Raw genomic sequence first — 25,018 nt, 5'->3', positions numbered from 1 at the left:
GATGGAACGCAGGCGGGATACGTTGATCCCACTGCGCACGCGCCGCGCTCATAGCCAGCAATGCCCGCCCTGTCAAGGAAAAGCCCGCCCCGGAAGGGTCGCGCGTGCGCGGCGGGAATCTCCGCCGCCTCCAGCCGGCCGGGGCCGGCACGCCATCGGGATCACTCTCTTGCATAACTGGTATGATGAGATAATCTTGCCGTCATCATGCAGCCCCTCGACGGGTTCCTGATGCCACGAGAGCCTCCTAACGAGGCCAATGGGAGGATAACCGATGCGCCTGAAAACCCTTGCCTTCGCCTGCGCGACCGCCGTTCTCGCCGCCGCCGGCCCGGCCGCCGCGACGCCGGAAAAGCCGGTCATCGCCCTGTCCAACGCCTATTTCGGCAATAGCTGGCGCCACCAGATGGTCGAGGCCTTCGAGGCGGCGGCCAAGAAGGCCAAGGCCGACGGCAAGATCGCCGACTACATCATCCTCAATGGCGACGGCACCGTCGCCCAGCAGAACAGCCAGATCGCTGAGCTGATCCTCAAGAAGGTCGACGCCATCGCGATCGACGCCGCCTCCGAGACCGCCGTCAACGGCATCATCGAGAAGGCGTGCAAGGCCGGCATCAAGGTCGTGTCCTTCGATTCCGTCGCCTCCGCGCCCTGCAACTACCAGCTCAATTTCGACTTCAAGGGCTACAAGCGCGATCAGGCCGAGTGGGTCATGAAGAAGCTCGGCGGCAAGGGCAACGTGATCGTCGTGCGCGGCGTGAAGGGCTCGGCTCCCGATGCCGACATGTACGCCTCGCAGGAAGCCGTGCTGAAGAACTATCCCGACGTGAAGGTCGTCGCCACGGTCTACGGCCAGGCCACCGCCTCGGTCGCCCAGTCGGCGGTGGCGAACGTGCTGCCGAGCCTGCCGCAGGTCGACGCCGTGCTCGCCCAGGGCGGCAGCGACGACACCGGCATCGCCCAGGCATTCGACCAGTATGGTGGCGCCTACGCCAAGAAGATGCCGGTCATCGAGGGCGGCGGCAGCTCGAACTTCATCCAGTGGTGGGCCAAGCAGCACGAGGCCAACGGCTATTCCACCATCTCGATGAACACCACGCCGGGAATCGGCGGCGCCGCCTTCTGGCTGGCCTATTCGATCGTCAAGGGGGCCAATCCGCCGAAGATGATGGTCATGCCGGTGGCAACCGTCACCGACGAGAACCTCAAGGACTATGCGGATTTGCCCGCCGGTGTCATCGTCAGCCCGTCCTATTCGCAGGAATGGGTCGAGAAGAACCTGATCGACGCCAAGCCCGGCAACTGACCGGTCGCGAGCGGGATCGATGATCGCGGCCTACCGCACCGCGCAGGACGCACCGGCGAATCTCGCCGGCGCGTCGGCGCTTCGCCCCCTTCCGGCCGCCGAGACGGGAGCCCCACCCCCGACCATGACGGCCGCGACGGACACCCTCGTCACGAGAGAAGAAGCGCCCGGCAAGCACGCGCCGGTCGTGCGGCTCGCCGGCATCTGCAAGTCGTTCGGGCCGACCCGCGCCAATCATCAGGTCGATCTCGTCGTCGCGCGCGGCGAGGTGCTCGGCCTCGTGGGCGGCAACGGCGCGGGCAAGTCGACCCTGATGCGCATAGTGTGCGGCGTCACGCGGGCCGACGAGGGCACGATCGCACTCGACGGCATCGACATCGAGCCCGGCCTCTACGACACGACGCTCGCCCAGGTTGGCGGCGTGCGCATGGTCCATCAGGAGCTGTCGCTCTGCGACAACCTCTCGGTGGCGGAGAATTTCTTCCTCGAGGCACCGGCCGCCGCGCGCGCCCGGCCCGGCTGGCGCGGCGCCTATCGCGCGCAGGCCCGCGCCGCGCTCGACGCGGTGTTTCCCGGCCACAGCATCAATGTCGACGCCGCCGTCGCCGGCCTGCAGATCGGCCAGCGGCAGATGGTCGAGATCGCCCGCGCCGTCACCGCGCCGCGCGTGCGCCTGATCATCCTCGACGAGCCCACCTCCTCGCTCGGGCCGGAACGCAGCCGGCAGTTGCGGACCTTCATCCGCACCAGGACGGAAATGGGCCTCGCCTTCATCTTCATCAGCCACAAGCTGCAGGAGGTGGTGGACATCGCCCATCGCGTGCTGGTGCTGCGCAATGGCCGCTCGGCCTGGTACGGCGCCTGCGCCGACGCCACCGTGGCCGACCTCGTGAGCGCCATGGGCGGCCCGACCGAGACCGCCATGCGGGGCCGGCGCAACGCCCGCGCCGCCGTCCCGGCCGACGCGCCGGAGATCGCCCGCCTGTCCGGCGCGGTCGTCGCCCCGCTCGGGCGCGACGTGGTGCTCAGGGCCGGCGAGGTGGTCGGCCTTGCCGGGCTCGAAGGCTCCGGCCAGCGCGACCTGCTGCACCGGCTCTTCGGCCGCCCGGACGGCGAGGTTCGGCGCGCCGGCGGCGCCAGCTTCGTCTCCGGCGACCGGCAGAAGGAAGGCGTGTTCCCGCTGTGGAGCGTGCTGTCCAACATCGCCATCGGGCGGCTCAACGGGCGCGCGCCCCTCGGCCTCGTCTCCGATCGCGCCGAACACGCCGCGGCACGCCAGGCGGCGGAACGGCTGAAGCTCGACCCAGACCGTTTCGACTCCCCCATTCTCGACCTCTCCGGCGGCAACCAGCAGAAGGCGCTGGTGGCGCGCGCCCTGGTCGGCGACGCCCCGACCATCCTGTTCGACGACCCCACGCGCGGTGTCGACGTCGCGGCGAAGGAGGATTTCTACGCGCTGGTCGGCGACGTCGCCCGCAGCGGACGGCTGGTCGTGTGGCATTCGACCGAGGACATCGAGTTCCTCGAATGCGACCGCGTGCTGGTGTTCAGCGGCGGCCGGATCGTGCGCGAACTGACGGGCGCCGCGATCACCGAACAGGCCATCGTCGACGCCTCCTTCGCGGCGGCGGGCACCGAACGGGAGGCGGCCGGCGCGGCGCAGGGGCTCGCCGACCGGCTGGTCGACGTCGCGCCCTTCGCCAGCCTCGCCCTCGTCTTCGCCCTGATGGCGTGGGTGAACCCGCTCGCCGTCTCGATGTTCGGCCTGGAGCTGCTGCTCGGGCCGGCCATCGCCCTGGTGCTGATCGCGCTGGCGCAGATGTTCGTGGTCGGCGGCAGCGAGATCGACCTCGGCGTCGGCGCCTTCGCCGGGCTGGTCAATGTGGTGAGCGCCACGCTGCTGGTGGATTCGCCGCTGCTCGGCGTCGCCGCCCTCGTCTCCGGTATCCTCGCCTACGGGCTGATCGGCGCGACCATCCAGCTGCGGCGCATCCCGGCCATCGTGGTGACGCTGGGGGCCTCCTTCATCTGGATCGGCATCGGCTACACGCTGCAGCCCACGCCGGGCGGATCGAGCCCGCAATGGTTGTCGGCCGCCTTCGGCTGGTATCTCGCCGACGTGCCGGCGACGCTGGTGCTGATCGCGCTCGCGGGGCTGGCGGCGCTCGCCATCGACCGCTCGCCGCTCGGCGTGGTGCTGCGCGGCTTCGGCAGCAACGCGCCGGCAATGGCGCTCGGCGGCTGGTCGCCGCTGCGCTACGCGGTGCTCCGCTACATGATCGCCGGCCTGTTCGCGGTGGCAGCGGGCCTGTCGCTCACCGCCATCAATACCGCCAGCGACATCAACGCCGGCGCGCCCTTCACCCTCATCAGCGTCGCTTCGGTGGTGATGGGCGGCTGTGCGCTGATCGGCGGGCTGATCTCGCCGCTCGGCGTCGTCGCCGGGGCGCTGACGCTGGCCCTCGTCGGCGCGCTGCTGGGCGCGCTGAGCGTGAGCACCGACTACAATGCCGCCGTGCAGGGCTGCCTGCTCCTCGGCATGCTGGTGCTGCGCGCGCTGGCCGACCGCCGGAGGACACCGTGACGAACGGGAGAGGCGCCATGAGCCGCACCACGCGCCCGAGGGAGTGGCTGGAGCGCAACCGCTGGGTCTGGGCGGCGCTCGGCGTCGCCCTGCTGTGGGCGATCCTGTCCGTCACCACTGGTCGGTTCACCCTGCACTCGCTCTCCGGCGTTGCCGTGTCGGCGAGCTTCCTCGTGCTGGTGGCGCTCGGCCAGATGCTGGTGGTGACGACGGGGCGCGGCAATATCGACCTGTCGATCGCCAGCGTGCTGACGCTCAGCGCCTATGCGAGCATCGTCGTCACCGCGGGCCGCGACGCCGGACTGCCGCTGGCGCTTCTAGCGGTGCTCGGCATCGGGCTCGTTACCGGCCTCGTCAACGCGCTGCTGGTCATCGCCTTCCGCATCCCGGCGATCATCGCCACGCTGGCGACCGGCTACATCCTTGCCACCGGCACCCTCCTCGCCAATCGCTGGGCGGCCGGCTTCACCGTCAGCCCGCTGCTGAAGACCCTCGCGGCCGGCCGCGTTGAGGGATTCCCGCTAATCCTGGTCATCGCCCTCGGCACGGTGGCGGTGGTCGGCTTTCTGCTCCAGCGCACCGTCTATGGCCGCCAGCTCTCCGCCGTCGGCCAGAACGAGCGGGCGGCGGCGCTCGCCGGCGTGAAGACCGGGCGCGTCATCGCGCTGGCCTTCCTGGCCTCTTCGACGCTGGCGGCGCTGACCGGCATGCTGCTCGGCGCCTATGTCGGCGGCGCCTTCCTCGAAATGGGCACGCCCTATCTGCTGCAGTCGCTCGGCGCCGTGGTGCTCGGCGGCTCGCTGATCTTCGGCGGCGCCTCCACCGCGCTCGGCACGCTGTTCGGCAGCCTGCTGCTGGTGCTCATCGTCACCACCATGCAAATCGCCGGCCTGCCGCCGGGCACGCAGGACATCGTGCAGGGCTTCGTCGTCATCGCCGTGCTGGCGCTGGCCGGCGGACGCGCCGTGCGCCGCCGTGCCGCACCGCCGCCGAAGGCGGTTGCCGGCGAGGCACGGGGGTGAGCATGCCGGACGTCGGCGACAGGGGAGACACGCACGCGCGGTCCCGGGATGAGGCGGCCCTGCGGAAGATCCACTTCGGCACCGACGAGGCGGTCCCGCCCCCCCGCCTGCTGCGCGCCGGGGCACTGAGCTGCGAACTCGCCGACGGCAATCTGCGCAATATCCGGCTGGCCGGACGCGAGGTGCTGCGCGCCATCTCCTATCTGGTGCGCGACCAGGACTGGGGGACCTACGCCCCTGTCCTGCGGGGCCTTGCCGTGGAGGAGACGGCCGGGGGCTTCCGCGTCCGCTACGAGGCGGCGTGCGGCACGCCGGAGGGGCCGCGCCTGCTCTATCACGCCCGCATCGCCGGCGATGCGACGGGCCTTTCCTTCACGGTCGAGGCCGTGCCGAACGGCGACTTCCTCACCAATCGCTGCGGCTTCACCATCCTGCACCCGATCGTCGGCCTCGCCGGCGCGCCAGTCGAAGTGGAGCATGTCGACGGTTCGGTCGCGCGGGCCGTGCTGCCCGATCTCATCGACCCCGCCCAGCCCTTCAGGAACATGCGCGCCATCACCCATGAGGTGGCGCCCGGCGTCTTCGCCACCTGCCGGATGGAGGGCGACACGTTCGAGATGGAGGACCAGCGCAACTGGTCCGACGCCTCCTACAAGACCTATGTGCGCCCGCTCGCTTTGCCCTGGCCCTATGTGCTGCCGGCGGGCGAGACGGTGCACCAGTCGGTGACGCTCGCCCTGCGCGGCAACAGTGAGGCCGTGACCGGCGGCCGGACGGCAGCCGCGCCGATGCGGCCGGCGCCCGTGCGCCTCACCACCGGCGGCGTCATCGGCCGGGCGCCCGCCTTCGGGCTCGTCGTCACCCCCGAGGAGACCGAGGCGACGCTCCAGGCGTCCGACCGCCTCGCGGAACTCGGCCCGCAGACGCTGCTCTTCCATTTCGATCCGACCGCCGGCCACGGCGCGCAGGCCATGGCCGGCTTTGCCCGCCTCGCCGCGCTCCGGCCGGCCGAGACCGTGCTGGAATGCGTCGTGCCCTGTATCCGCCCGCTCGACATCGAGTTCGGCGAGGTCGCCCGGCTGGTCGCGCAGGCGCGCCTGCGGCTCGACGCCATCGCCGTCAGCCCGGCGGTCGACCGCCGCTCGACCCCGCCGGGCAGCGCCTGGCCGGACTGCCCGCCGCTGGAGGAGGTCTATGCGGCGGCGCGCGCGGCCTTTCCGGGCCTGCGCCTCGGCGGCGGCATGTTCAGCTATTTCACCGAGCTGAACCGCAAGCGCCCGCCGGCGCACCTGCTCGACTACGTCACCCATTGCACCTGCCCGATCGTCCACGATGCCGACGACCGCAGCGTCATGCAGTCGCTGGAGGCGCTGCCCTTCATCCTGCGCTCGGCGCGGGCGATCGTCGGGCCCGCCACGCCCTACCGCATCGGGCCGTCGACGCTCGGGATGCGGCACAATCCCTATGGCGCGCGCACCCTGCCCAACCCGCACGGGCGCCGCATGACCATGACGCCGGACGATCCGCGCCAGCGCGGCCTGTTCGCCGCCGCCTGGATGATCGGCTACGCGGCGCGGCTGGTGGAGGCCGGTGTCGAGAGCTTCACCGGCGGCGCGCTGACCGGCTCCTTCGGCCTCGTCGAACCGCCGGAGACCGGCGACGCCCTCATGCGCCGTCCGGCCTTTCATGCCGCCGCGCTGCTCGCCGGCATCGCCGGAGCGCCGGCGCTCGCCTGCCGGTCGGATGCCGAGGACCGCTTGCTGGCGCTGGCCGTCGAACGCGCGGGCGCACGCACCCTCCTGCTCGCCAACCTCACCGGCGACGAGCAGCGCGTGGAACTGCCGTGGGGCGAGCGGGTCGGCGTGCTGGACGCGGCGGCGGTGCCGGCATTCGCGGCGACGGGCCGATTGCCCGTGTCACACGACACGAGCGGACGGCTAGTTCTGCCAGCCTATGCCGTCGCCCGCGTCGAGGAATGACACGCACGGGCACGGCGCGGGCCGTCAGTCGCCATGCGTGTAGAGCGCGCTCGAACGGTCGAGATGGCGGATCATCGCCTGCTCGGCGCGTTCCGGCTCGTGATTGGCGATGCGCTGGAGAATCTCCTCATGCTCGGTCAGCGTGACGTTCTGGCGCCCGGTCCAGCTCAGCATCTCGGTATGGTACTGACGCAGCCAGCCGAGCATCGCTTCGCTCACCGCCTCGAAGATCGGGTTGCCTGAAATCGCCGCGATCTGGGTGTGGAAGCGCATGTCGGCGGCGATGAAGGCGTCCGCGTTCTCGATCGCCTGCGCCTGCTGGTCGAGCGTGGCGCGCAGCCGTTCCACATCCTGCACCGTCGCCCGCGCCGCCGCCGCCTGCACCATGCCGCGCTCGAAGAAGAGGCGCGCCTGCTTGAGATGCTCGAGGCTGTCGGGCGAGGCCGAGAGCAGGATATTGGCCGTGACGTCCATCTGCTGGAAGATGCTGCGCGCGGTGAGCTGCTGAACGCGCGCGCGCTCGCCATGGGTGATGGCGATCAGCCCCATATTGGCCAGCGCCTGCATGGCCTCGCGGATCGCCGGCCGACCGACGCCGAAGCGCTCCATCAGGTCGCGCTCGGACGGCATGGCATCGCCCGGCCCCAGCTCGCCGCCGGTGATCATCGTCCGCAGGCGGTCGAACACCTCGTGCGAGAGCTTTCGACGGATGATGGTGTCCGTGCCGATGGCCATGCTGCGCGCTCCCGCCCTTCGTTCCTCCGCGGTTCATGCCGCTTTGGTGTGTTCAGTATACCAGCGCGCTTTCCGGCGGACCAGTACGCCGCCCGTCCTCCTCAGTGCATGGCCTTGGCGCTGTAGGGGAGCCAGGTGGCGATGCCGGGCACCGCGATGATGAGGAACACCACCGTGATGAGCGCGAGGATGAAGGGCACGGCCGCCTTGCTGCCCTCCAGCAGATTGGTCTTGGCGATGCCGCAGGTCACGAACAGGCAGGCGCCGACCGGTGGCGTCACCAGCCCGATGGCGAGGCCGATGACGGTGATGACGCCGAACTGCACCGGATCGATGCCGACCTGCTTCACCAGCGGCCACAGCACCGGCACCAGGATGATGATGTTGGCGGCGAGATCGAGCAGCATGCCGGCGATGAGGTAGACACAGAGGATGAGCACCAGCACCAGATAGGGATTTGTGGTCAGTTCAAGGATGAGCTGGGCGGCCGCCTGGGGGATCTGCTCGCGGGTGACGATCAGCCCGTAGACCGAGGCGGCGGCGATCATCAGCATGACGATGCCGGTCGTCACGGTACTGTCGAGCACGATCGACGGCACGTCGCGCCAGGCGATGGTACGGTAGACGTAGCGCCCGACGAGCAGGCCATAAATGACAGCCACGACGGAAGCTTCCGTGGGCGTGGCGATGCCGTAGCGGATCGAGCCGATGATAACGACTGGCATCAGCAGGCCCCAGAAGCTCGCCCGGGTGGCGCGCGCCACCGAGCCAAGCGTCGGGCGCGGCCCGCGCTGATAGCCGCGCCGCACGGCGATGAGCCACGCGGTGAACATCAGCGCGATCGTCATCAGGATCCCCGGCACGACGCCGGCGATGAACAGGTCGCCGACCGACACGCCGGTGACGACGGCGAAGACGATCATCGGGATGGAGGGCGGGATGACGACGGAAATGGTCGAGGCGCTGGCCGTGACGGCGGCGGTGAACGGGCCATCATAGCCCTTCTGCAGCATGGGCGGGATGAGCGCACCGCCGGTGGACGAGGCCTCCGCCACGGCCGAGCCGGTCATGCCGCCCATCAGCATGCCGGCGCCGATATTGGCGTGGGCGAGGCCGCCGCGCATCCAGCCGACGAGCGCGTCGGCGAAGTCGATGATGTCGCGGGCAATGCCGCTGCGCGCCATCAGGTGGCCGGCGAGCAGGAAGAACGGCACCGCGAGCAGCACGAAGCTGTCCATCGCGGCGGTCATCTTCTGCACCACCAGCGCAAGCGGAAGGCCGCCCCAGAGCAATGAGAGCGCAGACGCGACCGCCAGCGCGAAGGAGACCGGCATGTTCAGCAGGAGCAGCGCGGCGAAAGAGATGAAAAGCACGGTGGCCATCAGGCTCACTCCTGCGGAAGAGCCGGATGGCCGTGGCGCTCGCCACTGATCCAGCCGACGATGATGTCGCCGATGATGAGGGCGCACATGGCGCTGTAGCCGGCATAGATGTAGCTCATCGGTACTTCGAGCACGGCCGAGGGCTGGGTGCTGGTGAGCTGCAGAAAGCCGAGGCTGGCGTAGAAGGTCCAGCCGCAATAGACGAGCACTATCACCTCGACGAGACGCAGGCAGGCGCGCTCCAGCCACGGCATCCGCAGATAGGTCACGGCATCGAGCGCGATATGCGCGCGCTGGGTCCAGGCGAGCCAGGCCGCCAGGTAGCCCACCCACACGAAGAGGTAGCGCGCCAGCTCCTCCGACCATGTCAGCGGATCGTTGAAGACGTAGCGCCAGACCACCTGCGCCAGGCAGGCGATCGTCATGGCTGTCACCAGCAGGACCAGGACAGCCTTGGCCGCCCATTCCACGCCGGTCCATAATCTGCGAAGCATGTCGCGCTCCATGAGGGGGCGGGGCTCTAAGCCTCCCGCGCCGCACCGCCGCGCCGCACCCCCTCGCAGGGGTACGGCGCGGAGGGCCCGGCGTCAGTTGGCGGCGGCCTTGATCTTGGCGACGACGGCCGGGTCGATGTTCTTGAAGGCGGCGGCGGTGTCGGCGGTCGCCTCCTGGAACGGGACGATGTCGACCTCCTCGATCACCATGCCCTTGTCGGCGAGCAGCTTCAGCTGTTCGGCCTCAAGCTTGGCCGACGTCTCCCGCTGATAGGCGGTCGCCTCGATCATCGCCTCGGTGAGGATCTTCTGCTGATCGGGAGTGAGCCGGTCCCAGACCGACTTGCTGAACAGCGCGACATGCGGGCCGTAGACGTGCCGGGTGAGCGTCAGGTACTTCTGCACCTCCCACAGCGAATTGCTGTAGATGATGGTGACGGGGTTCTCCTGCGCGTCGATGACGCCCTGGCTCAGGCTGGTGAACACCTCGCCCCACACCATCGGAATCGGCGCCGCGCCGAGCTCCTTGAAGGCGGCGATATGCACCGGGTTCTGCATGGTGCGCAGCTTCATGCCCTTGAGGTCGGCCGGAGACTTGACCTCCTTCTTGCTGGTGAGGCTGCGCCAGCCATTCTCCCACCAGGCGAGGCCGACGATGCCGCGCGTCTCGAATTTCTCCAGCAGCCCCTGCCCGATCTCGCTGTCGAACACCTTGTAGGCATGCTGCGAGTTCTTGAACAGGAAGGGCAGATCGACGACGCCGAGCTCGGGCACGAAGGCGACGAGCGGACCGGTGGAGACCACCGCCATGTCGACGGTGCCAAGCTGGAGACCTTCGACCATCTCGCGCTCTTCGCCGAGCTGCCGGTCGGGATAGATCTCGATCTTCATCTCGCCATTGCTCTTGGCATTGACGATCTCGGCCAGCTTGACCAGCGCGAGATGGGTGGGATGGGTGGTATGCGTGCCGTGGCCGGCCTTGATCACGGTGGTCGCGGCCGCGGGCGCGGCGAAGCCGAGCACGGCCGCCGCCGTGAGGGCGATGATCCGGTTCATGGGGTTTCCTCTCTCATCGTTATGTTGGACGTTCCACGCACCGTCGAGGGTCCGTGGCGAGCGGGGAGACGAAACGCTCCCGCGTGGTCACTTTCACGCGCGGGAAGGGTGCGCGCGCTCCCTTCCCGCCTGTTGGTCGCCTGCCTCACGCCGCCTTGGGCGGGTTGCAGATCTCCTCGACCGAGCGCTGGACCGCCTCGGGCGCGAAGATGCGGTCGAGCCAGCCATCCCGGAAGATCTGCGGACGCGCCTGGTCGATCGCATAGAGCGCACCGTCGGAGAACTTGCCTTCCGGGAAGATGTTGAAGGCGATGGCCAGCTCGATGGTCAAGTGGCCGAGCAGGAAGTCGGTCGCCGCCTGGCGCGGCACGCCGCGGCGCACCGCCTCGTCGGTCGCCTCGCGCAGGGCGAGACACAGCGTGGCGCCGATGGTCTCGGCCAGCGCCGGCTCCATGATGGCGATCTGCTCCACCGTGCAGCGATGGGCGCGCATCACCGGCTTGTAGATGGTGCGGGCGATCTGCTCGCACTGGGCGTAATGCTCGTCCGGGCCCTGCATCAGCGCGCAGACGATATGCTGCTTGGCATGCACGCCGCCGAAGAAGTCGTTCTTGGCCTCCTGCGTCACCTCGTCGTTGAAGATCGGCGGGTGGCAGGGATGGGTGACGAAATAGGTGACGTCGTCGCGCTTGGGCAGTTCGCCGGCATGCGGGGCGGCGGCGTCGAGCATGATGATGGCGGTGCCGGGCTTCACCTTCTCGATGAAGGTGTGGGCGATCTTGCCGATCAGCCGGTCCGGGACCGCCATCAGCACCGCGTCGGCATCGGCCAGCGCGTTGTCGCCGTCGACGCAGTCGAGGCCGGTCGCCTTCTTCAGCCGGGCGCGGCCTTCCTCGGACGGCTCGACATGCATCACTTCATAGGGGGAGCCCTGCAGGTTCGTGGAGAGGCGGACCCCCATCTTGCCGCCGGCTCCCAGCAACGCGATCTTCTTCATGACTGGCATACTCCCATCTGTCATCGGTTGGGCACGCCACCATCCCTGGCGGCGCAGAAAAAGTCGGACCGGCCCATCTGGCCGCCCTTGAACGCGAGTTCGAGCCCGTCATGGGCGTTGTCCGCATAGGCGCGGCAGAGCGGCGAGCCCGGCGCCAGCGGCGCCAGCGCGGTCACCGCATAGATGCCGAGCGCCATGCCGGCGTGACCGGAGGTGTCGCCGCCGGAAATCACCGCCCGCCCGAGCCGCGCCTCGCGCACCACCCGGTCCAGCACCCGGCCGAGGCCGTCGCCGATCCGGGCGTTGACTTCGCCGGCCGGAGCCCCGGCCGCCGCGACCGCCGTCGCCAGCGCCGGCACCGCCGGGTCGTCCGGGCCGCTGGCGGTGAAGACGAGCGGGTCGCGCCCCTCGCCGAGCGCGCGCAGCGCCTCGGCCGCCCCGCGCGCCAGCTCGGCGCTCCACGCCTGCGGATCGACCGCGCGGGTGACGTCGAGCCGCACTCCCGCGAAACCGTGCTCCAGCGCGCAGGCGATCTGCCCGGCGGTGATCGGCGAACAGGAGCCGGAGACGACCGCGATACGCGCGCGCGCCGGCACGGCGGTGGCCGGAACCTCGGCCGGAAGCAGCCCGGCGCGGCGCCAATGGGCGACCAGCGCATATTCCAGCCCCTGCGAGCCGACGGCGAAGAGCCGGTCGCCGCGATGCTGCCAGACGAGCCGGCCGGCCTCCGCCAGCGTCTCCTCGTCGAGCACGTCGAGCGCCACGATGCGCGCCCCGATGCGCCCCTGCGCCGCGCGCGCGGCCGCGAGCTGCTCCCCGGAACGGCCGCTCTTCATCGCCGCGAAGTCGACCAGCCCGATGGGAATGTCGGTCTGGCGCGCGAGGTGAAGGCGCACATCGGCCTCGCCCATCGGCGTCACCGGATGGCGCGCCATGACCGGGTGGCGGTCGAGCCGGTAGCCCTCTCCGTCAATGGCCGCGAACAGATGCCCGAACGCCTGATAGCGGGCGATGGCCGGCGCGCCGACCACGAGCGGATGCCAGGCCCCGCCGAGGATCGGCTCCGCCAGCTCGATGGCGCGGCCGATGGAGCCGACATGCGGGGCGGAATCGAAGGTGGAGCACACCTTGTAATGGGCGATCGGCGCGCGAAGAGCGGCCAGCACCTCGAACATCGCCGGCAGATGCGCGTCCATCCATTCCGGCGGCATGGAGCGCGCCACGCCGGCAATGCCGACCGCGCGCATGCCGTCGAAGCGGGCGAGCTGGTCGCGCGTCGGCGTGCCGAGGAACAGCACGGTCGGGATGCCGGCGAAGCTCAGCACCTCCATCACCGCGGAGGAGCCGGTGTAGTCGTCGCCATAGAAGGAGAGGAGCGGGCCCGCGGGAAGACCGGCTTCCGGCGTTACCTCGGCGGCGGCGCTCATCCGGCGTAGGCCTCCAGCGCCCGGGCCAGCGCCGCGTGGTCGCGGGCGTAGTCGGCGAGCGGCACGCGGGCGAGCGCCGCGTCCCACGCCTCGCGCAGCGAGGCGACGCCGGCCGCCGGCCCGTCCGGATGGGCCATGATGCCGCCGCCCGCCGCGAAGATGAGGTCGGGCGAGCCGAGCGCGGCATAGGTGCCCGGCGCCTGCTTGGCCGACTGGCCGGAGGAGAACACCGGCATGGCGATGCAGGGCTTGTCGGGGAACATCGGCGTCAGGCATTCGCGCGCCGAGGCGATGACGCTGTCGTCGGCTTCGGAGAACTTGTTGGACAGGCCGTTGACGTGCATGTGGTCGGCGCCGGCCAGGCGCCAGATCTTCTGCCACGCGACATAGGACCAGCCGAGCATCGGCGCGCGGGAAAGATAGCCCCAGCCATTGCGGTGGGCATGCACCGGCAATTCGGTGAAGCGGCACAGTTCGATCATGCCGACGAGGCCGACCGAGTTGAGGCTCGCCATCACGCAGGTGCCGCCGGCTTCCCGCACGAAATCGTGCCGCCGGCGCATCTGGTCGATCTCGCCGGTGAGGTTGAAGGCGAACATCACCTTCTTTCCCGTACGGTCGGCATGGTCGTTGATGGCGCGCATCACCGCCCGCACGCGCTCGTCGAAGCGGCAATGCGGCCCGTCGGACTGCAGCTCGTCGTCCTTGATGAAGTCGACGCCGGCATCGCATAGCTGGCTAACAAGCAACGCCGTCTCCTGCGGACCGAAGCCGACGCTCGGCTTGACGATGGTGCCGATGAGCGGCCGCCCCTCGACGCCGGCGAGGCGGCGCGTGCCGGCGACGGAGAATTTCGGACCGGGATAGGTGTCGCCGAACGCCTGCGGCAGGCGGATGTCGGTGAGGCGCAGCCCGGAGAACTGCTTCAGCTCGAACAGATTGCCGGCAACCGTCGCCATGAGGTTGGGCAGCGAGGGACCGACATTGTCGAGCGGCCAGGAGAGGGTGACGCGGGCGCGCCGGATCGGCCCCTCGCCGCCCTTCGGGCGTCCCGCGCCCGGCAGCGACGGCGCCCCGACGCTCTCCAGAAGCTCCAGCGCCTCGATGCGGGCGGCGGAACGCTCCTTCAGCTCGGGCGTCTCGCCGGGAATGGCGACGAAGGTGCCGCTGGACTGCTCGCCGGCCATGGCCTCGGCCGCGGCGCGCGGGTCGAACGCGGTCTCGATGATGTAGTCGGCTTCGATACGGGAAGGCGTCGTCATGCGTGTCGTTGTCCCGGACAAGGGACCGCCCACCCCGGCCTGTCGGCGGGCGCGGCGCGCGGCTCCTGATGCGTTTCCTCGGCGGTGAGTACAAGCTCACTCATATATTGATGTAGTGATTATACCAGATGATGAGTCCTGACAAGGCCATCGTGCCCTCTCCGCCGGACCGCATCGGGGATGATCCGAACCGGCAATGGCGCGGCTGCAAGGGCGGGGCTATCGTACCGCGAGGCGGGCGCGCAGGGGCCCGACACGGGTGCGCCGTCCCGCTTCCCGGCCGACCCGTATGGCGAGATGGACACGCGTTTCATGACCGACGACCGAACGAGCCAACCCGCCGCGCAGGCACTGGCGGGGATCCGGGTGCTCGACCTTTCACGCGTCCTGGCGGGCCCCTGGGCGACGCAGACGCTGGGCGATCTCGGCGCCGAGGTGATCAAGATCGAGAAGCCGGGCGAAGGCGACGACACGCGCGGCTGGGGCCCGCCCTGGCTCGTCGACGGCGACGGAAAGCCGACGCGCGAGAGTGCCTATTTCCTCACCGCCAACCGCAACAAGCGCTCGGTGACGATCGACATGGCGACGCCGCAGGGGCAGGCGCTGATCCGCGGCCTCGCCGAGCAGAGCGACGTCGTGGTGGAGAACTTCAAGGTCGGCGGGCTGAAGCGCTACGGCCTCGATCACGAGAGCCTGTCCGCCGTCAATCCGCGCCTCGTCTATTGCTCCATCACCGGCTTCGGGCAGGACGGACCGGAGGCCGGCCGCGCCGGCTATGATTTCATGATTCAGGGCATGTCCGGCCTGATGTCGGTGACCGGAAGCCCCGACACCGAGCCGCAGAAGATCGGTGTCGCCCTCGTCGACATCCTCACCGGGCTCAACGCCGCCATCGCGGTGCTCGCCGCGCTGGAGCAGCGCCACCGCACCGGGCGCGGGCAGCATATCGACGTCGCGCTGTTCGATGTGGCGGTGGCGAGCCTGGCCAATCAGGCGCTGAACTTCCTGGTCGGCGGCACCGCGCCGCACCGGCTCGGCAACGCCCATCCCAACATCGTGCCGTACCAGGCCTTCGAGACCTCGGACGGCCACCTCATTCTCGCCGTCGGCAACGACGCGCAGTTCGCCCGCTTCTGCCGGATCGCCGACCTTCCCGACATCGCCGCCGACGTGCGCTTTTCCACCAACCGCGACCGCGTCGCCCATCGCGACGAACTGATTGCGCGCGTGGCGGCCGCGCTGAAGCGCCAGACGACGGGCGAATGGCTCGCCATGCTGGACGCGGCGGGCATTCCCGCCGGGCCGATCAACACCATCGCCCAGGCCTTCGCCGAACCGCAGGCGCTGGCGCGGGGGCTGGCGATGAACCTGCCGCATGCGCTTGGCGGCATCGCGCCGGGGGTGCGCAGCCCGCTGCGGCTCGGCGATTGCCCGCCCGGCACGCCGCTCGCCCCGCCGACCCTCGGCCAGCACACCGACGAGGTGCTGGAAACGCTGCTCGGCCTCGCCCCGGAGGAGCGGGCGGCGCTACGCGCCGCCGGCATCGTCTAGAACGCCGGACGGCCATCGACCGGACGGCTGCCCGCAAAATTGGCACTGTCACTTTTCAGGCAAGCGGCACTTTCTGCGACCCGGCCACTGGGCCACCTTCGCGGGGCAATGGCGCAACCGATCACTGCCTGGAGTGCATGCGATGAGCGAGGCGAAACCCGATTTCTCGAAAGGCGCCGCCTACATCAACGGCCAGTACGTGCCGATTTCCGAGGCCAAGGTCCCGGTCGGCGACTGGGGCTTCACCCATTCCGACGTCACCTATGACGTCGTCCACGTCACCGATGGCGGCTTCTTCCGCCTCGACGACCATCTCGACCGCTTCCATCGCTCGCTGGAAGGCTACCGGCTGAACCCCGGCGTGAGCCGCGAGGAAATGCGTTCCATCCTCGGCAAGGTGGTCGCCCTGTCGGGCCTCAAGGACGCCTTCGTGGCCATGATCTCGACCCGCGGCATCCCGCGCGTCTACGGCTCGCGCGACCCGGACGACTGCGACAACACCTTCATCGCCTACGCCGTGCCGTGGGTCGACGTGATCAAGCCGGACGTGCAGGCGCGCGGCGCCCATCTGCTGGTCGCGCAGGTGCCCCGCATCTCGCAGAACTCGCTCGACCCGACGCTGAAGAACTACATGTGGCGCGACTTCACCCGCGGCATGTTCGAGGCCAAGGACAAGGGCTTCGACACCGCCATCCTGCTCGATGCCGAGGGCTACCTGACTGAGGGCGCCGGCTTCAACGTCTTCATCGTGAAGGGCAACGAGGTCATCACCCCCGATCGCGGCGCGCTGCGCGGCATCACCCGCCTCGCCGTGCTCGACCTCTGCCCCGAGCTCGGGCTGGAGGGCAAGGTGGCGCCGATCACCTTCGAGGAGCTGATGGACGCCGACGAGGTGTTCACCACCACCACCGCCGGCGGCGTGATGCCCTGCTCGCGCGTCAACGAGCGGATCTACGGCAATGACCGCCCCGGCCCGATCAGCGCGAAGATCAAGGAAACCTATTGGCGCAAGCACAAGGAGGGCTGGCACATGACGCCGGTCAACTATGCCGACGCCGACAATCCCTTCGCCGTCGCCGCCTGAGCGGCAGCCGGACAGCCAGACGGACCCCGGGCCGATGCAGCCCGGGGCCGGCTATCGGGAGAGCACGAGAGGACGGGCGGTTCCCGCCGATGGTCAACGCCACAACGAACAAGGGGACAGGAACATGAAACCGCACGTGTCGAATTCCGCCGGGGCAGAGCCAGCGGCCACGCCGGACCTCGCGGAGCGCGCCGGATCCTCCGTCGACCGCCGCAAGGTGCTCAAGACCTTCGCCGCCGGCGCGATGGCGGCCGTCGCCGCGCCCTATATCCGCCCGGCCTCGGCCGCTCCGACGCAGTTGCGCGCCCTGATGTGGGAAGGCTATCTGCTGCCCGACGTCATTGCCGCCTTCGAGGAGAAGCACGGCATCACGTTCGCGCCGACCTTCTTCGACGGCAATTCCGAGGCCTACAACAAGCTGCGCGTCGGCGGCACCAAGGATTTCGACCTCGTGCAGGCCGACGGCTTCTGGCCGAGCCTGTATTTCCGCGAGAAGCTGATCCGCACCGTCGACTACGCCAGGATTCCGAGCACGCAGCACCTGTTCCCGGTATTCGAGCCGGCGGAGTTCAAGCTGCTGACCGACGAGAAGACCGGCGTCGATTTCGGCGTGCCGTTCTGCTGGGGCAGCTACGGCACCACCTACAATACCGCCGAGGTACCGGCCGGGAAGGCCGACAGCATCGAGCTGCTGTTCGACCCCGCCTTCGCCGGGCGGCTGTCCACCAGCGCCCGCTTCGAGGAGAACATCGCGCTGGCCGGCATCCTCGTCGCCAGCCGCATGGGCACGATCGACAAGCCGCGTCCGAACGGCAAGCCGTTCAATCCCTATGACCTCACCGACGAGGAACTGGCCGGCGTCGAGAAGCTGCTGATCGAGCAGAAGCCGCTGCTGCTCACCCGCTACCAGGACAACGCCACGCTGGCGCAGCTTCTGGAAAGCGGCGCGGTGGTCGCGGCGCCGGAATTCGCGCAGGTCTACCGCCAGCTGCTCGCCAAGAAGGCCAAGGGCGAGATCGACACCACCTTCGCCCACACGCTGGTGCCGAAGGAGGGCGGGCTCGGCTGGGTCGACACCTGGCTGGTCTCCTCCGGCGTGCCGGACGGCGCAATGCTCGATGTCTGCCAAAGCTTCATCGACACCATGATCGCGCCGGAGACGATGAAGAAGATCGCGCTGGCCAGCGGCTGCTCGACCACCATCGACATACGCTCCCTGTCGACCCCGGAGGAGCAGAAGCTCTATCTGATGGACCGCACCGGCGAACTCTCCAAGATGTACATGTTCGACCAGCCCTCCTCGACCGAGAAATGGGAGCGGGTGTGGTCGCGGATGCAGGCCGCCTGAGCGCCGGCGGCCGGGCGGTTCCAGCCCGCCCACGCCCGGCCGCCGTGCCCTGCCCTTTGTCCTGACATTCCGGGAGCCTGATACGTGTACATCACCCTCGACGGGGTCTCGCGCCAGTATGGCAGCATCTGGGCGGTCGATCGCGTGACCATGGGGATCGAGAAGAACGAGTTCGTCTCGCTTCTCGGCCCGAGCGGCTCCGGCAAGACGACGCTGCTGCGCATCATCGCCGGGCTGGAGAAGCCCACCACCGGCCGCGTCCTCATCGACGGCGAGGACGCGGCCGAGCTGCCGCCGCACAGGCGCGGCGTCGCCATGGTGTTCCAGGAATTCCTCCTGTTCCCGCACCGCACCGTGTACGAGAACCTCGCCTTCCCGCTGCGCATGATGAAGCTGCCGGCGGCCGAGATCACCGAGCGCGTCGCCTGGGTGGTGGGCATCCTCTCCCTTGGCGGGCTGGAGAAGCGCTACCCCAACCAGCTTTCCGGCGGCCAGCAGCAACGCGTCGCGCTCGGGCGCGGGCTGGTGGGACGGCCGAAGGCCCTCCTGCTCGACGAGCCGCTTGCCAATCTCGACCGCGAGTTGCGCCAGGAGATGGAGGTCGAGATCCGCCGCCATCAGATGGCGCTCGGCATTCCCTTCATCTACGTCACCCACAATCAGGAAGAGGCGCTTTCGATGAGCGACCGCATCGCGGTCGTGCGAAAGGGGCGCATCGAGGACTTCGCCGCCCGGACGAACATCTACGACCTGCCCAAGACCGCCTTCATCGCCCAGTTCGTCGGCCGCTCCAACCGCTTCCAAGGCACGGTCGACGCCAGCGGGCGCGGCGTGACGACCCGCTGCGGGGCCGGATTCTCCCTCTCCGCGCCAGGCCTTCCGCCCGCCGGCGAGGTGCAGCTCTTCGTCAAGAACGAGAAGCTGCGGCTCGATCCCGCCGGCCCCGATGCCGCCGCCGGCCCGAACCGCATCGCCTGCACCGTCAAGGACGTGATCCTGCGCGGCGCCTATGCCGACTACATCCTCGCCTTCGGCGCGCGCGAGCTCCATGCCAGCCGGCCGCGTTCAGAACGCGCCTTCCTTGCCGGCGAGGCGGTGGTCGCCAGCTTCGGGCCGGGCGACATCGACGCCTTCGACACTGAAGGGGAGCGATGCTCATGAGGGGGCGCTGGGCGGGTTCCGTTCTTCTCGGCGTGCCGACGCTGTTCCTGCTGGCGCTGTTCGTGCTGCCGCTGCTCTCCATGGTGGTGCTCAGCTTCTGGCGCACCGAGAACTACCACATCATCCAGGACTGGAACCTCGGCAACTACGTCACGCTGGCGACCGGCGGGGCCTATGTCACCTTCCTCATCCGCTCGCTGGTGATGGCGACCATCGTCTCGCTGGCCTGCATCTTCCTCGCCTGGCCGGTGAGCTACGCTATCATCCTGTATGGCGGACGCTACCGGCTGCTGCTCACCCTCGCCTTCGCCGTGCCGTTCCTCACCGGCGAGGTGCTGCGCGTCATCGCGCTGCAGGGGCTTCTCGGGCCGCTCGGCCTGATCAACAGCGTGCTGATGGCGCTGGGCAGCGCGCCGCTGCGCTTCATCATGTACACCAACACCGCCAGCGCGATCGGCCTCGTCTATCTCTACCTGCCGATCGTGGTGACGGTGATCTACCTGTCGCTGCTGAACTTCGACGCCCGGCTGATCGACGCCGCCAAGATCTTCGGCGCCAGCCCGATGCGGGCTTTCTTCGAGGTGACGTGGCCGCTGAACCTGTTCGGCACGCTGATCGGCTTCGCCCTGTGCTTCATCCCCTGCCTGTCGGCCACGCTCGCCCCGCGCTTCCTCGGCGGGCCGAACGGCACGCTCTACGGCATGGCGATGGCGCAGCAATTCGGCGAATCCGGCACCTGGGCGCTGGGCGCGGCGATGGGCGTGGTGCTGTTCCTCACCTCCATCATCGCGGTGCTTCTGGTCGGCCTGCGGGTCAATCTGCGCCGCACCGGCTTCACCGGCTTCGGGAGGGGATGATGGGCACGTCGCTGAAAAAAGCGCTCGGGCGCTACGCCCTGCTGGCGACGCTGGTCGTCTCCTATCTCTTCCTCTATCTGCCGATCCTGCATATCGGCCTCGGCGCCTTCGCCAGGAACCACACCTTCCCCTACCCGCCGCGCTGGACGCTCGACACCTTCGGCCGGCTCTTCGCCAACTCGCTGTACCAGACCGCCTTCTTCAACAGTCTGGTGCTGGGCATCGGGGCGGGCGCGCTCGCCACCCTGCTGGCGGCGGCCGCCACGCTCGGGCTGATGCGGCATGCCGGCCGGCGGGCGGGGCTCTATCTCACCCTGTTCGTGGCGCCGCTCTTCGTCGCCGAGGTGCTCGTCGGCATCGCCTCGCTGATCTTCAACGGGCTGTTCCTCGAATTGCAGGGCAATCTCGTCTCGGCGATCCTCGCCAATGCGGTGCACTGCTTCAGCTACGCGCTGCTGATCATGGCGACGCAGCTCTACCGCTACGACTGGCGGCTCGACGACGCGGCGATGGTGTTCGGCGCCTCGCCCGGCCGCACCTTCTTCGAAGTGACGCTGCCGCTGATCTGGCCGGGGCTGCTCGGCGCCTTCATCGTCTCCTTCATCATGGCGTTCAACAATCTGGAGATTTCGTTCTACCTGCTCGGCGCGACGCCGACGCTGCCCTCCGTCGCCTGGGGCGCGCTGCGCTACGGGGTAAAGCCGGAGCTCTACGCGCTGGCGACCGCCGTGAACCTTGTGGTCCTCGTCGGACTTGGCATCATGTTCGTGCTCATGCTCACGGGGCGGGCGACCTTCGGCCACCGTCCCGAGCGGGAACGGGCGGCGTAACCGCCGGACCCGCGGCAGCCGGCTGGCACGCCGATTGCGTCGATCCGCAGGGCATGGAAGGCGGAGGACACGACGTGTTGCTCGATGCGCTGGGCCTGAACCTCGAACGCCGGCCGGACGCCCCGCTCTACCGGCAGATCTATCGCGGGCTGGCGGCCGAAATCGTCGGCGGGGCGATCCGGCCCGGCCAGCGCCTGCCCTCGACCCGCGACCTCGCGCAGGCGCTCGGCGTCTCGCGCAACACCATCATGCTCGCCTTCGACCAACTGGCGGCGGAAGGCTATCTGGAAGGGCTCTCCGGCTCGGGTACCTATGTCTCGCGCCAGCCGCCGGCCGAGATCGTCGAGCCGGAACCGCCCCGCATCAACCCGGCGATCAAGGCGGCGGGCAGCCTCGACCGCAGCGCCGAGCTCGGGGTCAGTGCGGACCCCGGACCGGGCATCGAGCCCGGCGCGAGCGTCGAGCTGGGCGTGGCGCTCGCCCATGCCCCCGAAACGCTGCGCCACATGCGCCGGCCGGTTCCCTTCCGCTCCAACTTTCCGGCGCTCGACGCCTTTCCCGTGCAGCTCTGGGCCAAGCTCGCCGCCGATCTCTATCGCAAGCTCGACGGCGCCACCGCCAACCACCTGATGGGCGAGGGCGACCCGCAGGGTTACGCGCCGCTGCGCGCCGCCATCGCCGAACATGTCTCGTTCGGGCGCGGCATCGATTGCTCGGCCGACAACGTCATCATCTTCGCCGGCGCGCAGCAGGCGATCGACCTCGCCTGCCGACTGCTGCTGATGGCCGAGGACGAGGTGATCTGCGAGGACCCCGGCTATGACGGGATCTACGCCTCGACCATCGCCACCGGCGCGACGCCGGTCGCCGTGCCGGTCGACGCGGACGGGCTCGACGTCGATCTCGCGCTGCGCCGCGCGCCGCGCGCGCGCATGGCCTATGTGTCGCCGTCGAAGCAGTTTCCGCTCGGCATGGTGCTCTCGCTCGAGCGCCGCCACCAGCTCGTGGAATGGGCCCGGCGCACCGGCAGCTGGATCATCGAGGACGACTACGATAGCGAGTTCCGCTATGCCGGCCGCCCGCTGCCCTCGCTCTACGGCATGGATCGCGGCGGGCGGGTGATCTATCTCGGCACCTTCAGCAAGACGCTGTTTCCCGCCCTGCGGCTCGGCTTCGCCATCGTGCCGACGCCGCTGGTGGAGGCCTTCGTCTCGGCCCGCACCGTGGTCGGGCGCTACTCGCCGATCCTCGAGCAGGTGCTGGTCGCGCGCTTCATGCAGGAAGGCCATTTCGCCAGCCATGTGCGCAAGATGCGCAAGCTCTACGCCCAGCGTCAGGCGCATCTGCTGGCGAAGGTCGCCAGCCGGCTGGCGGACTATATGAGCGCGCAGCCGACCGACACCGGCATGGAGATCGTCGCCCAGCTCGCGCCCGGCATCAGCGCCCGCGCGCTCGCCAAGGCGGCGGCGCGGGCCGGGCTGGAGATCATGCCGCTGTCGCTGCTGGCGCGCCATCCCGACACCGATGTGGACGATCACATCACGCTCGGCTTCAGCCCGTTCAGCGCGGCGCAGATCGACGAGGGGGTGGAACGGCTGCGCAAGGTGCTCGCCGACATGGCGACAACCGGCTAGCGGCGGCGCCTCGGCAAAAGCAGGCAGGCGCCGCCGCGCAATGTCCGGCACCTGCCTACCCGAGCGATCTGCCCGAGCGAGCCTCGCCGTGCCGATCAGTGGCCGAGCGACCAGCGCCGCTCGATCGGCGCCGGCTTCTTCTTGCGGGCGCCGCACAGCGAGCAGCCGCAATTGGCGAGGTGTTCGCGTGACACCACCTTCGGCTCGGACGCGGTCTTCTCCGACCGCGCCACGGCCTTGCGGAGCGTGCCGTTCATGGTGCTGAGATGCGGCGTCGCCATTTCGCGCAGCGCCGTGGCGCTGCACTCCGGGCAGCAGGCCGGCTTGTCGGCCTCGCTCATCGTGGTCCAGCCCTCGAACGGGCCGCAATCGTCGCAGGAATAGGTGTAGAGGGGCATTTTCTCGCTCCGTGACGGGAACGGATGGCCCGTGGGCCATCCGTGGGGTCAGGGTTGCATCCAGCCTTGCAGCAGCGACACGCCGGGAACCCACCCGGTGAGGATGCCGATGAGCACGGTGAAGGCCCCGGTGAAGCGCAGGATCGGCTGCTTCATGGTGAGAAGCAGGAAGTAGCAGAACCACAGCAGGGCCCAGCCCACCCAGTTCCACCCCATCCAGAGGCCGATGGGGCTGTCCGCCCCCTGCAGCGACTGGATCGCCACCGGCACCACGGTTATGGCGACGAACAGGCTGAACCAGCCGAGTCCGCGCCCGTCCACCTTGGTCACGCGGTTATAGGCCACCCAGAAATAGGTGGCGGTGAACAGCAGCGTCAGCGCCGCGCCCTTGATCGAGCCGGCATCCGCCTGCGGGTTGAAGGCCCAGAACACCGAGATGGCGAGCGTCACGAGGCCGGAGACGACGTTCACGACGATGATCTCGCGGTCCTCGATCTTGCCGAGCAGCCAGAGGCCGTTGAGCACGAGCACCGCGCCGACATAGAGCAAGCCAAGTCCGAGCAGCATGGTTGATCTCCTCGGCCCCGACCGGACGAGCCGGCCGGGGCGCCAGTGTTGCCGGAAGGGTTCAGCTCGCGCGGGCGACGTCGACGCCCGACACCTGCCGGGTGGGGCCGGTGGAGTTCGGGTTGATGTCGAAGTCGAAGATCTTGGTCGGTATCGCCACCGTCGCGCAGACGTTCGGGATGTCGACGATGCCGGCGATGCGGCCCTCGACCGGCGCGGTGCCGAGGATCGAATAGGCCTGCTCGCCGGAATAGCCGAACTTCTTCAGGTACTCGATGGCGTTGAGGCAGGCGCGGCGATAGGCGACGTGGGCGTCGAGGTAGTACTGCTCGCCCGTATGCTCGTCGACCGAGATGCCCTCGAAGATGAGGTAGTCGTCGAAATGCGGGTCGACCGGGCTCGGCTTGAAGATCGGGTTGATGACGCCGTATTTCGCCATGCCGCCCTTGATCAGCCCGACGCCGATGTCGATCCAGCCGGCCATCTCGATGGCGCCGCAGAAGGTGATCTCGCCGTCGCCCTGGGAGAAGTGGATGTCGCCCATGGAGAGGCCGCCACCCTTCACATAGACCGGGAAGTAGCAGCGCGAGCCGCGCGACAGGTTCTTGATGTCGCAATTGCCGCCATGCTCGCGCGGCGGCACGGTGCGCCAGCCCTCGGCGGCGGCCTTGTCGCGCAGGGAACCGGTCATCTGGCCCATCAGCGCCGTGTCCGAATAGGGCAGGCAGGCGAGCGGCGGAACGCGGTCAGGGTTGGTGGCGACCAGCGCGGCCTCGCGCCGGTTGGCTTCCGCGAGCAGCTTGTGGTCCGGCAGGCAGCCGATCAGGCCGGGATGGACGAGGCCGGGATAGCGCACCCGCGGGACGTGGCGCGAGGTTGTGTAGATGCCGTGGAAATCCCAGCAGGACTTCACCGCCTCCGGATAGTGCTCGGTCAGGAAGCCGCCGCCATTGTTCTTGTCGAACAGGCCGTTGAAGCCCCACTCCGAACCCTCGATCGGACCGATGTCGAGGATGTCCACCACCATCAGGTCGCCGGGCTCGGCGCCTTCGACGCCGAACGGGCCGCTCAGATAGTGCACCTTGGTGAGGTTGACGTCGCGCACGTCATTGGCGCTGTCATTGTTGCCGATCTGACCGCCGGTCCAGTCATAGCACTCGACGCGGAACTCATCGCCTGGCTTGAACGTCTCGACCATGGGAAGGTCGGGGTGCCAGCGGTTGTGGGTCTTGATCGCCTGATCTTCCGGCGCCTTGTTGAGATCGATCTTGAAGACTGTCTTCGCCATGAGCTTCCTCTCCTATCGAGGGGGCTGCGGCGTTATCGCCGTTCCTGCAGGCGGGC

Annotated in this window: 21 protein-coding genes; 11 read left to right on the top strand and 10 right to left on the bottom strand. The window is 69.1% G+C overall.

The window, feature by feature from the left end:
• Positions 1-274 precede the first annotated feature (274 nt).
• The 4 genes from AC1PZ7_RS04325 to apnL are packed head-to-tail and all read left to right on the top strand — an operon-like array spanning position 275 to position 6,891.
• Positions 275-1,306 (top strand): substrate-binding domain-containing protein, encoded by a 1,032-nt coding sequence (locus tag AC1PZ7_RS04325; RefSeq protein WP_482358282.1) that lies wholly within the window; start codon positions 275-277, stop codon positions 1,304-1,306.
• A 19-nt stretch (positions 1,307-1,325) separates the two neighbouring features.
• Complete coding sequence (locus AC1PZ7_RS04320) at positions 1,326-3,890, top strand: ATP-binding cassette domain-containing protein (RefSeq protein ID WP_482358281.1); 2,565 nt, start codon at positions 1,326-1,328, stop codon at positions 3,888-3,890.
• A gap of 17 nt (positions 3,891-3,907) precedes the next feature.
• On the top strand, positions 3,908-4,912 hold the full coding sequence (locus tag AC1PZ7_RS04315) for an ABC transporter permease (RefSeq protein WP_482358280.1): 1,005 nt from the start codon (positions 3,908-3,910) through the stop codon (positions 4,910-4,912).
• 2 nt (positions 4,913-4,914) lie between these two features.
• Positions 4,915-6,891 carry a D-apionate lactonase gene (gene apnL / locus AC1PZ7_RS04310; protein WP_482358279.1) on the top strand — a complete coding sequence of 659 codons (1,977 nt, stop codon included), beginning with the start codon at positions 4,915-4,917 and terminating at the stop codon, positions 6,889-6,891.
• 24 nt (positions 6,892-6,915) lie between these two features.
• On the opposite strand, the gene AC1PZ7_RS04305 is transcribed toward apnL, so the two are convergent.
• The 7 genes from AC1PZ7_RS04305 to AC1PZ7_RS04275 form a co-directional block, all read right to left on the bottom strand.
• The gene (locus AC1PZ7_RS04305) at positions 6,916-7,626 is read right to left on the bottom strand and encodes a transcriptional regulator NanR (RefSeq protein WP_482358278.1); all 711 of its coding nucleotides are present in this window, start codon (positions 7,624-7,626) and stop codon (positions 6,916-6,918) included.
• A 101-nt stretch (positions 7,627-7,727) separates the two neighbouring features.
• Positions 7,728-9,008, bottom strand: a complete 1,281-nt coding sequence (locus tag AC1PZ7_RS04300) for a TRAP transporter large permease (RefSeq protein WP_482358277.1) — start codon at positions 9,006-9,008, stop codon at positions 7,728-7,730.
• A 5-nt stretch (positions 9,009-9,013) separates the two neighbouring features.
• Positions 9,014-9,502 carry a TRAP transporter small permease gene (locus AC1PZ7_RS04295; RefSeq protein WP_482358276.1) on the bottom strand — a complete coding sequence of 163 codons (489 nt, stop codon included), beginning with the start codon at positions 9,500-9,502 and terminating at the stop codon, positions 9,014-9,016.
• Between the two features lie 93 nt (positions 9,503-9,595).
• Complete coding sequence (locus AC1PZ7_RS04290; RefSeq protein WP_482358275.1) at positions 9,596-10,558, bottom strand: TRAP transporter substrate-binding protein; 963 nt, start codon at positions 10,556-10,558, stop codon at positions 9,596-9,598.
• A 145-nt stretch (positions 10,559-10,703) separates the two neighbouring features.
• Complete coding sequence (locus AC1PZ7_RS04285; RefSeq protein WP_482358274.1) at positions 10,704-11,555, bottom strand: phosphogluconate dehydrogenase C-terminal domain-containing protein; 852 nt, start codon at positions 11,553-11,555, stop codon at positions 10,704-10,706.
• Positions 11,556-11,575: 20 nt separating this feature from the next.
• On the bottom strand, positions 11,576-12,982 hold the full coding sequence (locus AC1PZ7_RS04280; protein ID WP_482358273.1) for a four-carbon acid sugar kinase family protein: 1,407 nt from the start codon (positions 12,980-12,982) through the stop codon (positions 11,576-11,578).
• A complete protein-coding gene (locus AC1PZ7_RS04275; RefSeq protein ID WP_482358272.1) occupies positions 12,979-14,244 on the bottom strand; it encodes a ribulose-bisphosphate carboxylase large subunit family protein in 1,266 nt (421 codons plus the stop codon). Before AC1PZ7_RS04275 ends, AC1PZ7_RS04280 begins: the two co-directional genes overlap by 4 nt.
• Before the next feature lie 312 nt (positions 14,245-14,556).
• Between AC1PZ7_RS04275 and AC1PZ7_RS04270 the strand changes: the two genes are divergently transcribed.
• The 7 genes from AC1PZ7_RS04270 to pdxR all read left to right on the top strand — a co-directional run bounded on the left by AC1PZ7_RS04270 (position 14,557) and on the right by pdxR (position 22,709).
• Complete coding sequence (locus AC1PZ7_RS04270) at positions 14,557-15,795, top strand: CaiB/BaiF CoA transferase family protein (RefSeq protein WP_482359563.1); 1,239 nt, start codon at positions 14,557-14,559, stop codon at positions 15,793-15,795.
• Between the two features lie 142 nt (positions 15,796-15,937).
• Positions 15,938-16,879, top strand: coding sequence for an aminotransferase class IV (locus AC1PZ7_RS04265; RefSeq protein ID WP_482358271.1), 942 nt, complete (start codon positions 15,938-15,940; stop codon positions 16,877-16,879).
• A 124-nt stretch (positions 16,880-17,003) separates the two neighbouring features.
• The gene (locus AC1PZ7_RS04260) at positions 17,004-18,227 is read left to right on the top strand and encodes an ABC transporter substrate-binding protein (protein ID WP_482358270.1); all 1,224 of its coding nucleotides are present in this window, start codon (positions 17,004-17,006) and stop codon (positions 18,225-18,227) included.
• An 84-nt stretch (positions 18,228-18,311) separates the two neighbouring features.
• Positions 18,312-19,388: an ABC transporter ATP-binding protein gene (locus AC1PZ7_RS04255; RefSeq protein WP_482358269.1), complete on the top strand. Its 1,077-nt coding sequence runs from the start codon at positions 18,312-18,314 to the stop codon at positions 19,386-19,388.
• Positions 19,385-20,245 carry an ABC transporter permease gene (locus AC1PZ7_RS04250; RefSeq protein ID WP_482358268.1) on the top strand — a complete coding sequence of 287 codons (861 nt, stop codon included), beginning with the start codon at positions 19,385-19,387 and terminating at the stop codon, positions 20,243-20,245. Before AC1PZ7_RS04255 ends, AC1PZ7_RS04250 begins: the two co-directional genes overlap by 4 nt.
• Positions 20,245-21,075: an ABC transporter permease gene (locus tag AC1PZ7_RS04245; RefSeq protein ID WP_482358267.1), complete on the top strand. Its 831-nt coding sequence runs from the start codon at positions 20,245-20,247 to the stop codon at positions 21,073-21,075. Before AC1PZ7_RS04250 ends, AC1PZ7_RS04245 begins: the two co-directional genes overlap by 1 nt.
• Positions 21,076-21,149: 74 nt before the next feature.
• Entirely contained in the window at positions 21,150-22,709 is a 1,560-nt protein-coding gene (gene pdxR, locus AC1PZ7_RS04240; protein WP_482358266.1) for a MocR-like pyridoxine biosynthesis transcription factor PdxR, read from the top strand.
• 95 nt (positions 22,710-22,804) lie between these two features.
• Here pdxR and AC1PZ7_RS04235 read toward each other — a convergent pair whose 3' ends face one another.
• From AC1PZ7_RS04235 to fmdA, 3 genes are all read right to left on the bottom strand, one after another.
• Positions 22,805-23,107, bottom strand: a complete 303-nt coding sequence (locus AC1PZ7_RS04235) for an FmdB family zinc ribbon protein (RefSeq protein WP_482358265.1) — start codon at positions 23,105-23,107, stop codon at positions 22,805-22,807.
• A 48-nt stretch (positions 23,108-23,155) separates the two neighbouring features.
• The gene (locus AC1PZ7_RS04230; protein WP_482358264.1) at positions 23,156-23,674 is read right to left on the bottom strand and encodes an AmiS/UreI family transporter; all 519 of its coding nucleotides are present in this window, start codon (positions 23,672-23,674) and stop codon (positions 23,156-23,158) included.
• Positions 23,675-23,735: 61 nt separating this feature from the next.
• The gene (fmdA, locus tag AC1PZ7_RS04225) at positions 23,736-24,962 is read right to left on the bottom strand and encodes a formamidase (protein ID WP_482358263.1); all 1,227 of its coding nucleotides are present in this window, start codon (positions 24,960-24,962) and stop codon (positions 23,736-23,738) included.
• Positions 24,963-25,018: the final 56 nt, after the last annotated feature.

The organism is Ancylobacter sp. TW_SC_1, from assembly GCF_056836805.1.
This window is presented reverse-complemented; position numbering and strand designations above follow the sequence as displayed.

Excerpts from the sequence above, each read along its gene's own strand:
- AC1PZ7_RS04325 (WP_482358282.1), top strand. The coding sequence starts at position 275 with ATGCGCCTGAAAACCCTTGCCTTCGCCTGCGCGACCGCCGTTCTCGCC.
- AC1PZ7_RS04320 (WP_482358281.1), top strand. The coding sequence starts at position 1,326 with ATGATCGCGGCCTACCGCACCGCGCAGGACGCACCGGCGAATCTCGCC.
- AC1PZ7_RS04315 (WP_482358280.1), top strand. The coding sequence starts at position 3,908 with ATGAGCCGCACCACGCGCCCGAGGGAGTGGCTGGAGCGCAACCGCTGG.
- apnL (WP_482358279.1), top strand. The coding sequence starts at position 4,915 with ATGCCGGACGTCGGCGACAGGGGAGACACGCACGCGCGGTCCCGGGAT.
- AC1PZ7_RS04305 (WP_482358278.1), bottom strand. The coding sequence starts at position 7,626 with ATGGCCATCGGCACGGACACCATCATCCGTCGAAAGCTCTCGCACGAG.
- AC1PZ7_RS04300 (WP_482358277.1), bottom strand. The coding sequence starts at position 9,008 with ATGGCCACCGTGCTTTTCATCTCTTTCGCCGCGCTGCTCCTGCTGAAC.
- AC1PZ7_RS04295 (WP_482358276.1), bottom strand. The coding sequence starts at position 9,502 with ATGCTTCGCAGATTATGGACCGGCGTGGAATGGGCGGCCAAGGCTGTC.
- AC1PZ7_RS04290 (WP_482358275.1), bottom strand. The coding sequence starts at position 10,558 with ATGAACCGGATCATCGCCCTCACGGCGGCGGCCGTGCTCGGCTTCGCC.
- AC1PZ7_RS04285 (WP_482358274.1), bottom strand. The coding sequence starts at position 11,555 with ATGAAGAAGATCGCGTTGCTGGGAGCCGGCGGCAAGATGGGGGTCCGC.
- AC1PZ7_RS04280 (WP_482358273.1), bottom strand. The coding sequence starts at position 12,982 with ATGAGCGCCGCCGCCGAGGTAACGCCGGAAGCCGGTCTTCCCGCGGGC.
- AC1PZ7_RS04275 (WP_482358272.1), bottom strand. The coding sequence starts at position 14,244 with ATGACGACGCCTTCCCGTATCGAAGCCGACTACATCATCGAGACCGCG.
- AC1PZ7_RS04270 (WP_482359563.1), top strand. The coding sequence starts at position 14,557 with ATGACCGACGACCGAACGAGCCAACCCGCCGCGCAGGCACTGGCGGGG.
- AC1PZ7_RS04265 (WP_482358271.1), top strand. The coding sequence starts at position 15,938 with ATGAGCGAGGCGAAACCCGATTTCTCGAAAGGCGCCGCCTACATCAAC.
- AC1PZ7_RS04260 (WP_482358270.1), top strand. The coding sequence starts at position 17,004 with ATGAAACCGCACGTGTCGAATTCCGCCGGGGCAGAGCCAGCGGCCACG.
- AC1PZ7_RS04250 (WP_482358268.1), top strand. The coding sequence starts at position 19,385 with ATGAGGGGGCGCTGGGCGGGTTCCGTTCTTCTCGGCGTGCCGACGCTG.
- AC1PZ7_RS04245 (WP_482358267.1), top strand. The coding sequence starts at position 20,245 with ATGGGCACGTCGCTGAAAAAAGCGCTCGGGCGCTACGCCCTGCTGGCG.
- AC1PZ7_RS04235 (WP_482358265.1), bottom strand. The coding sequence starts at position 23,107 with ATGCCCCTCTACACCTATTCCTGCGACGATTGCGGCCCGTTCGAGGGC.
- AC1PZ7_RS04230 (WP_482358264.1), bottom strand. The coding sequence starts at position 23,674 with ATGCTGCTCGGACTTGGCTTGCTCTATGTCGGCGCGGTGCTCGTGCTC.
- fmdA (WP_482358263.1), bottom strand. The coding sequence starts at position 24,962 with ATGGCGAAGACAGTCTTCAAGATCGATCTCAACAAGGCGCCGGAAGAT.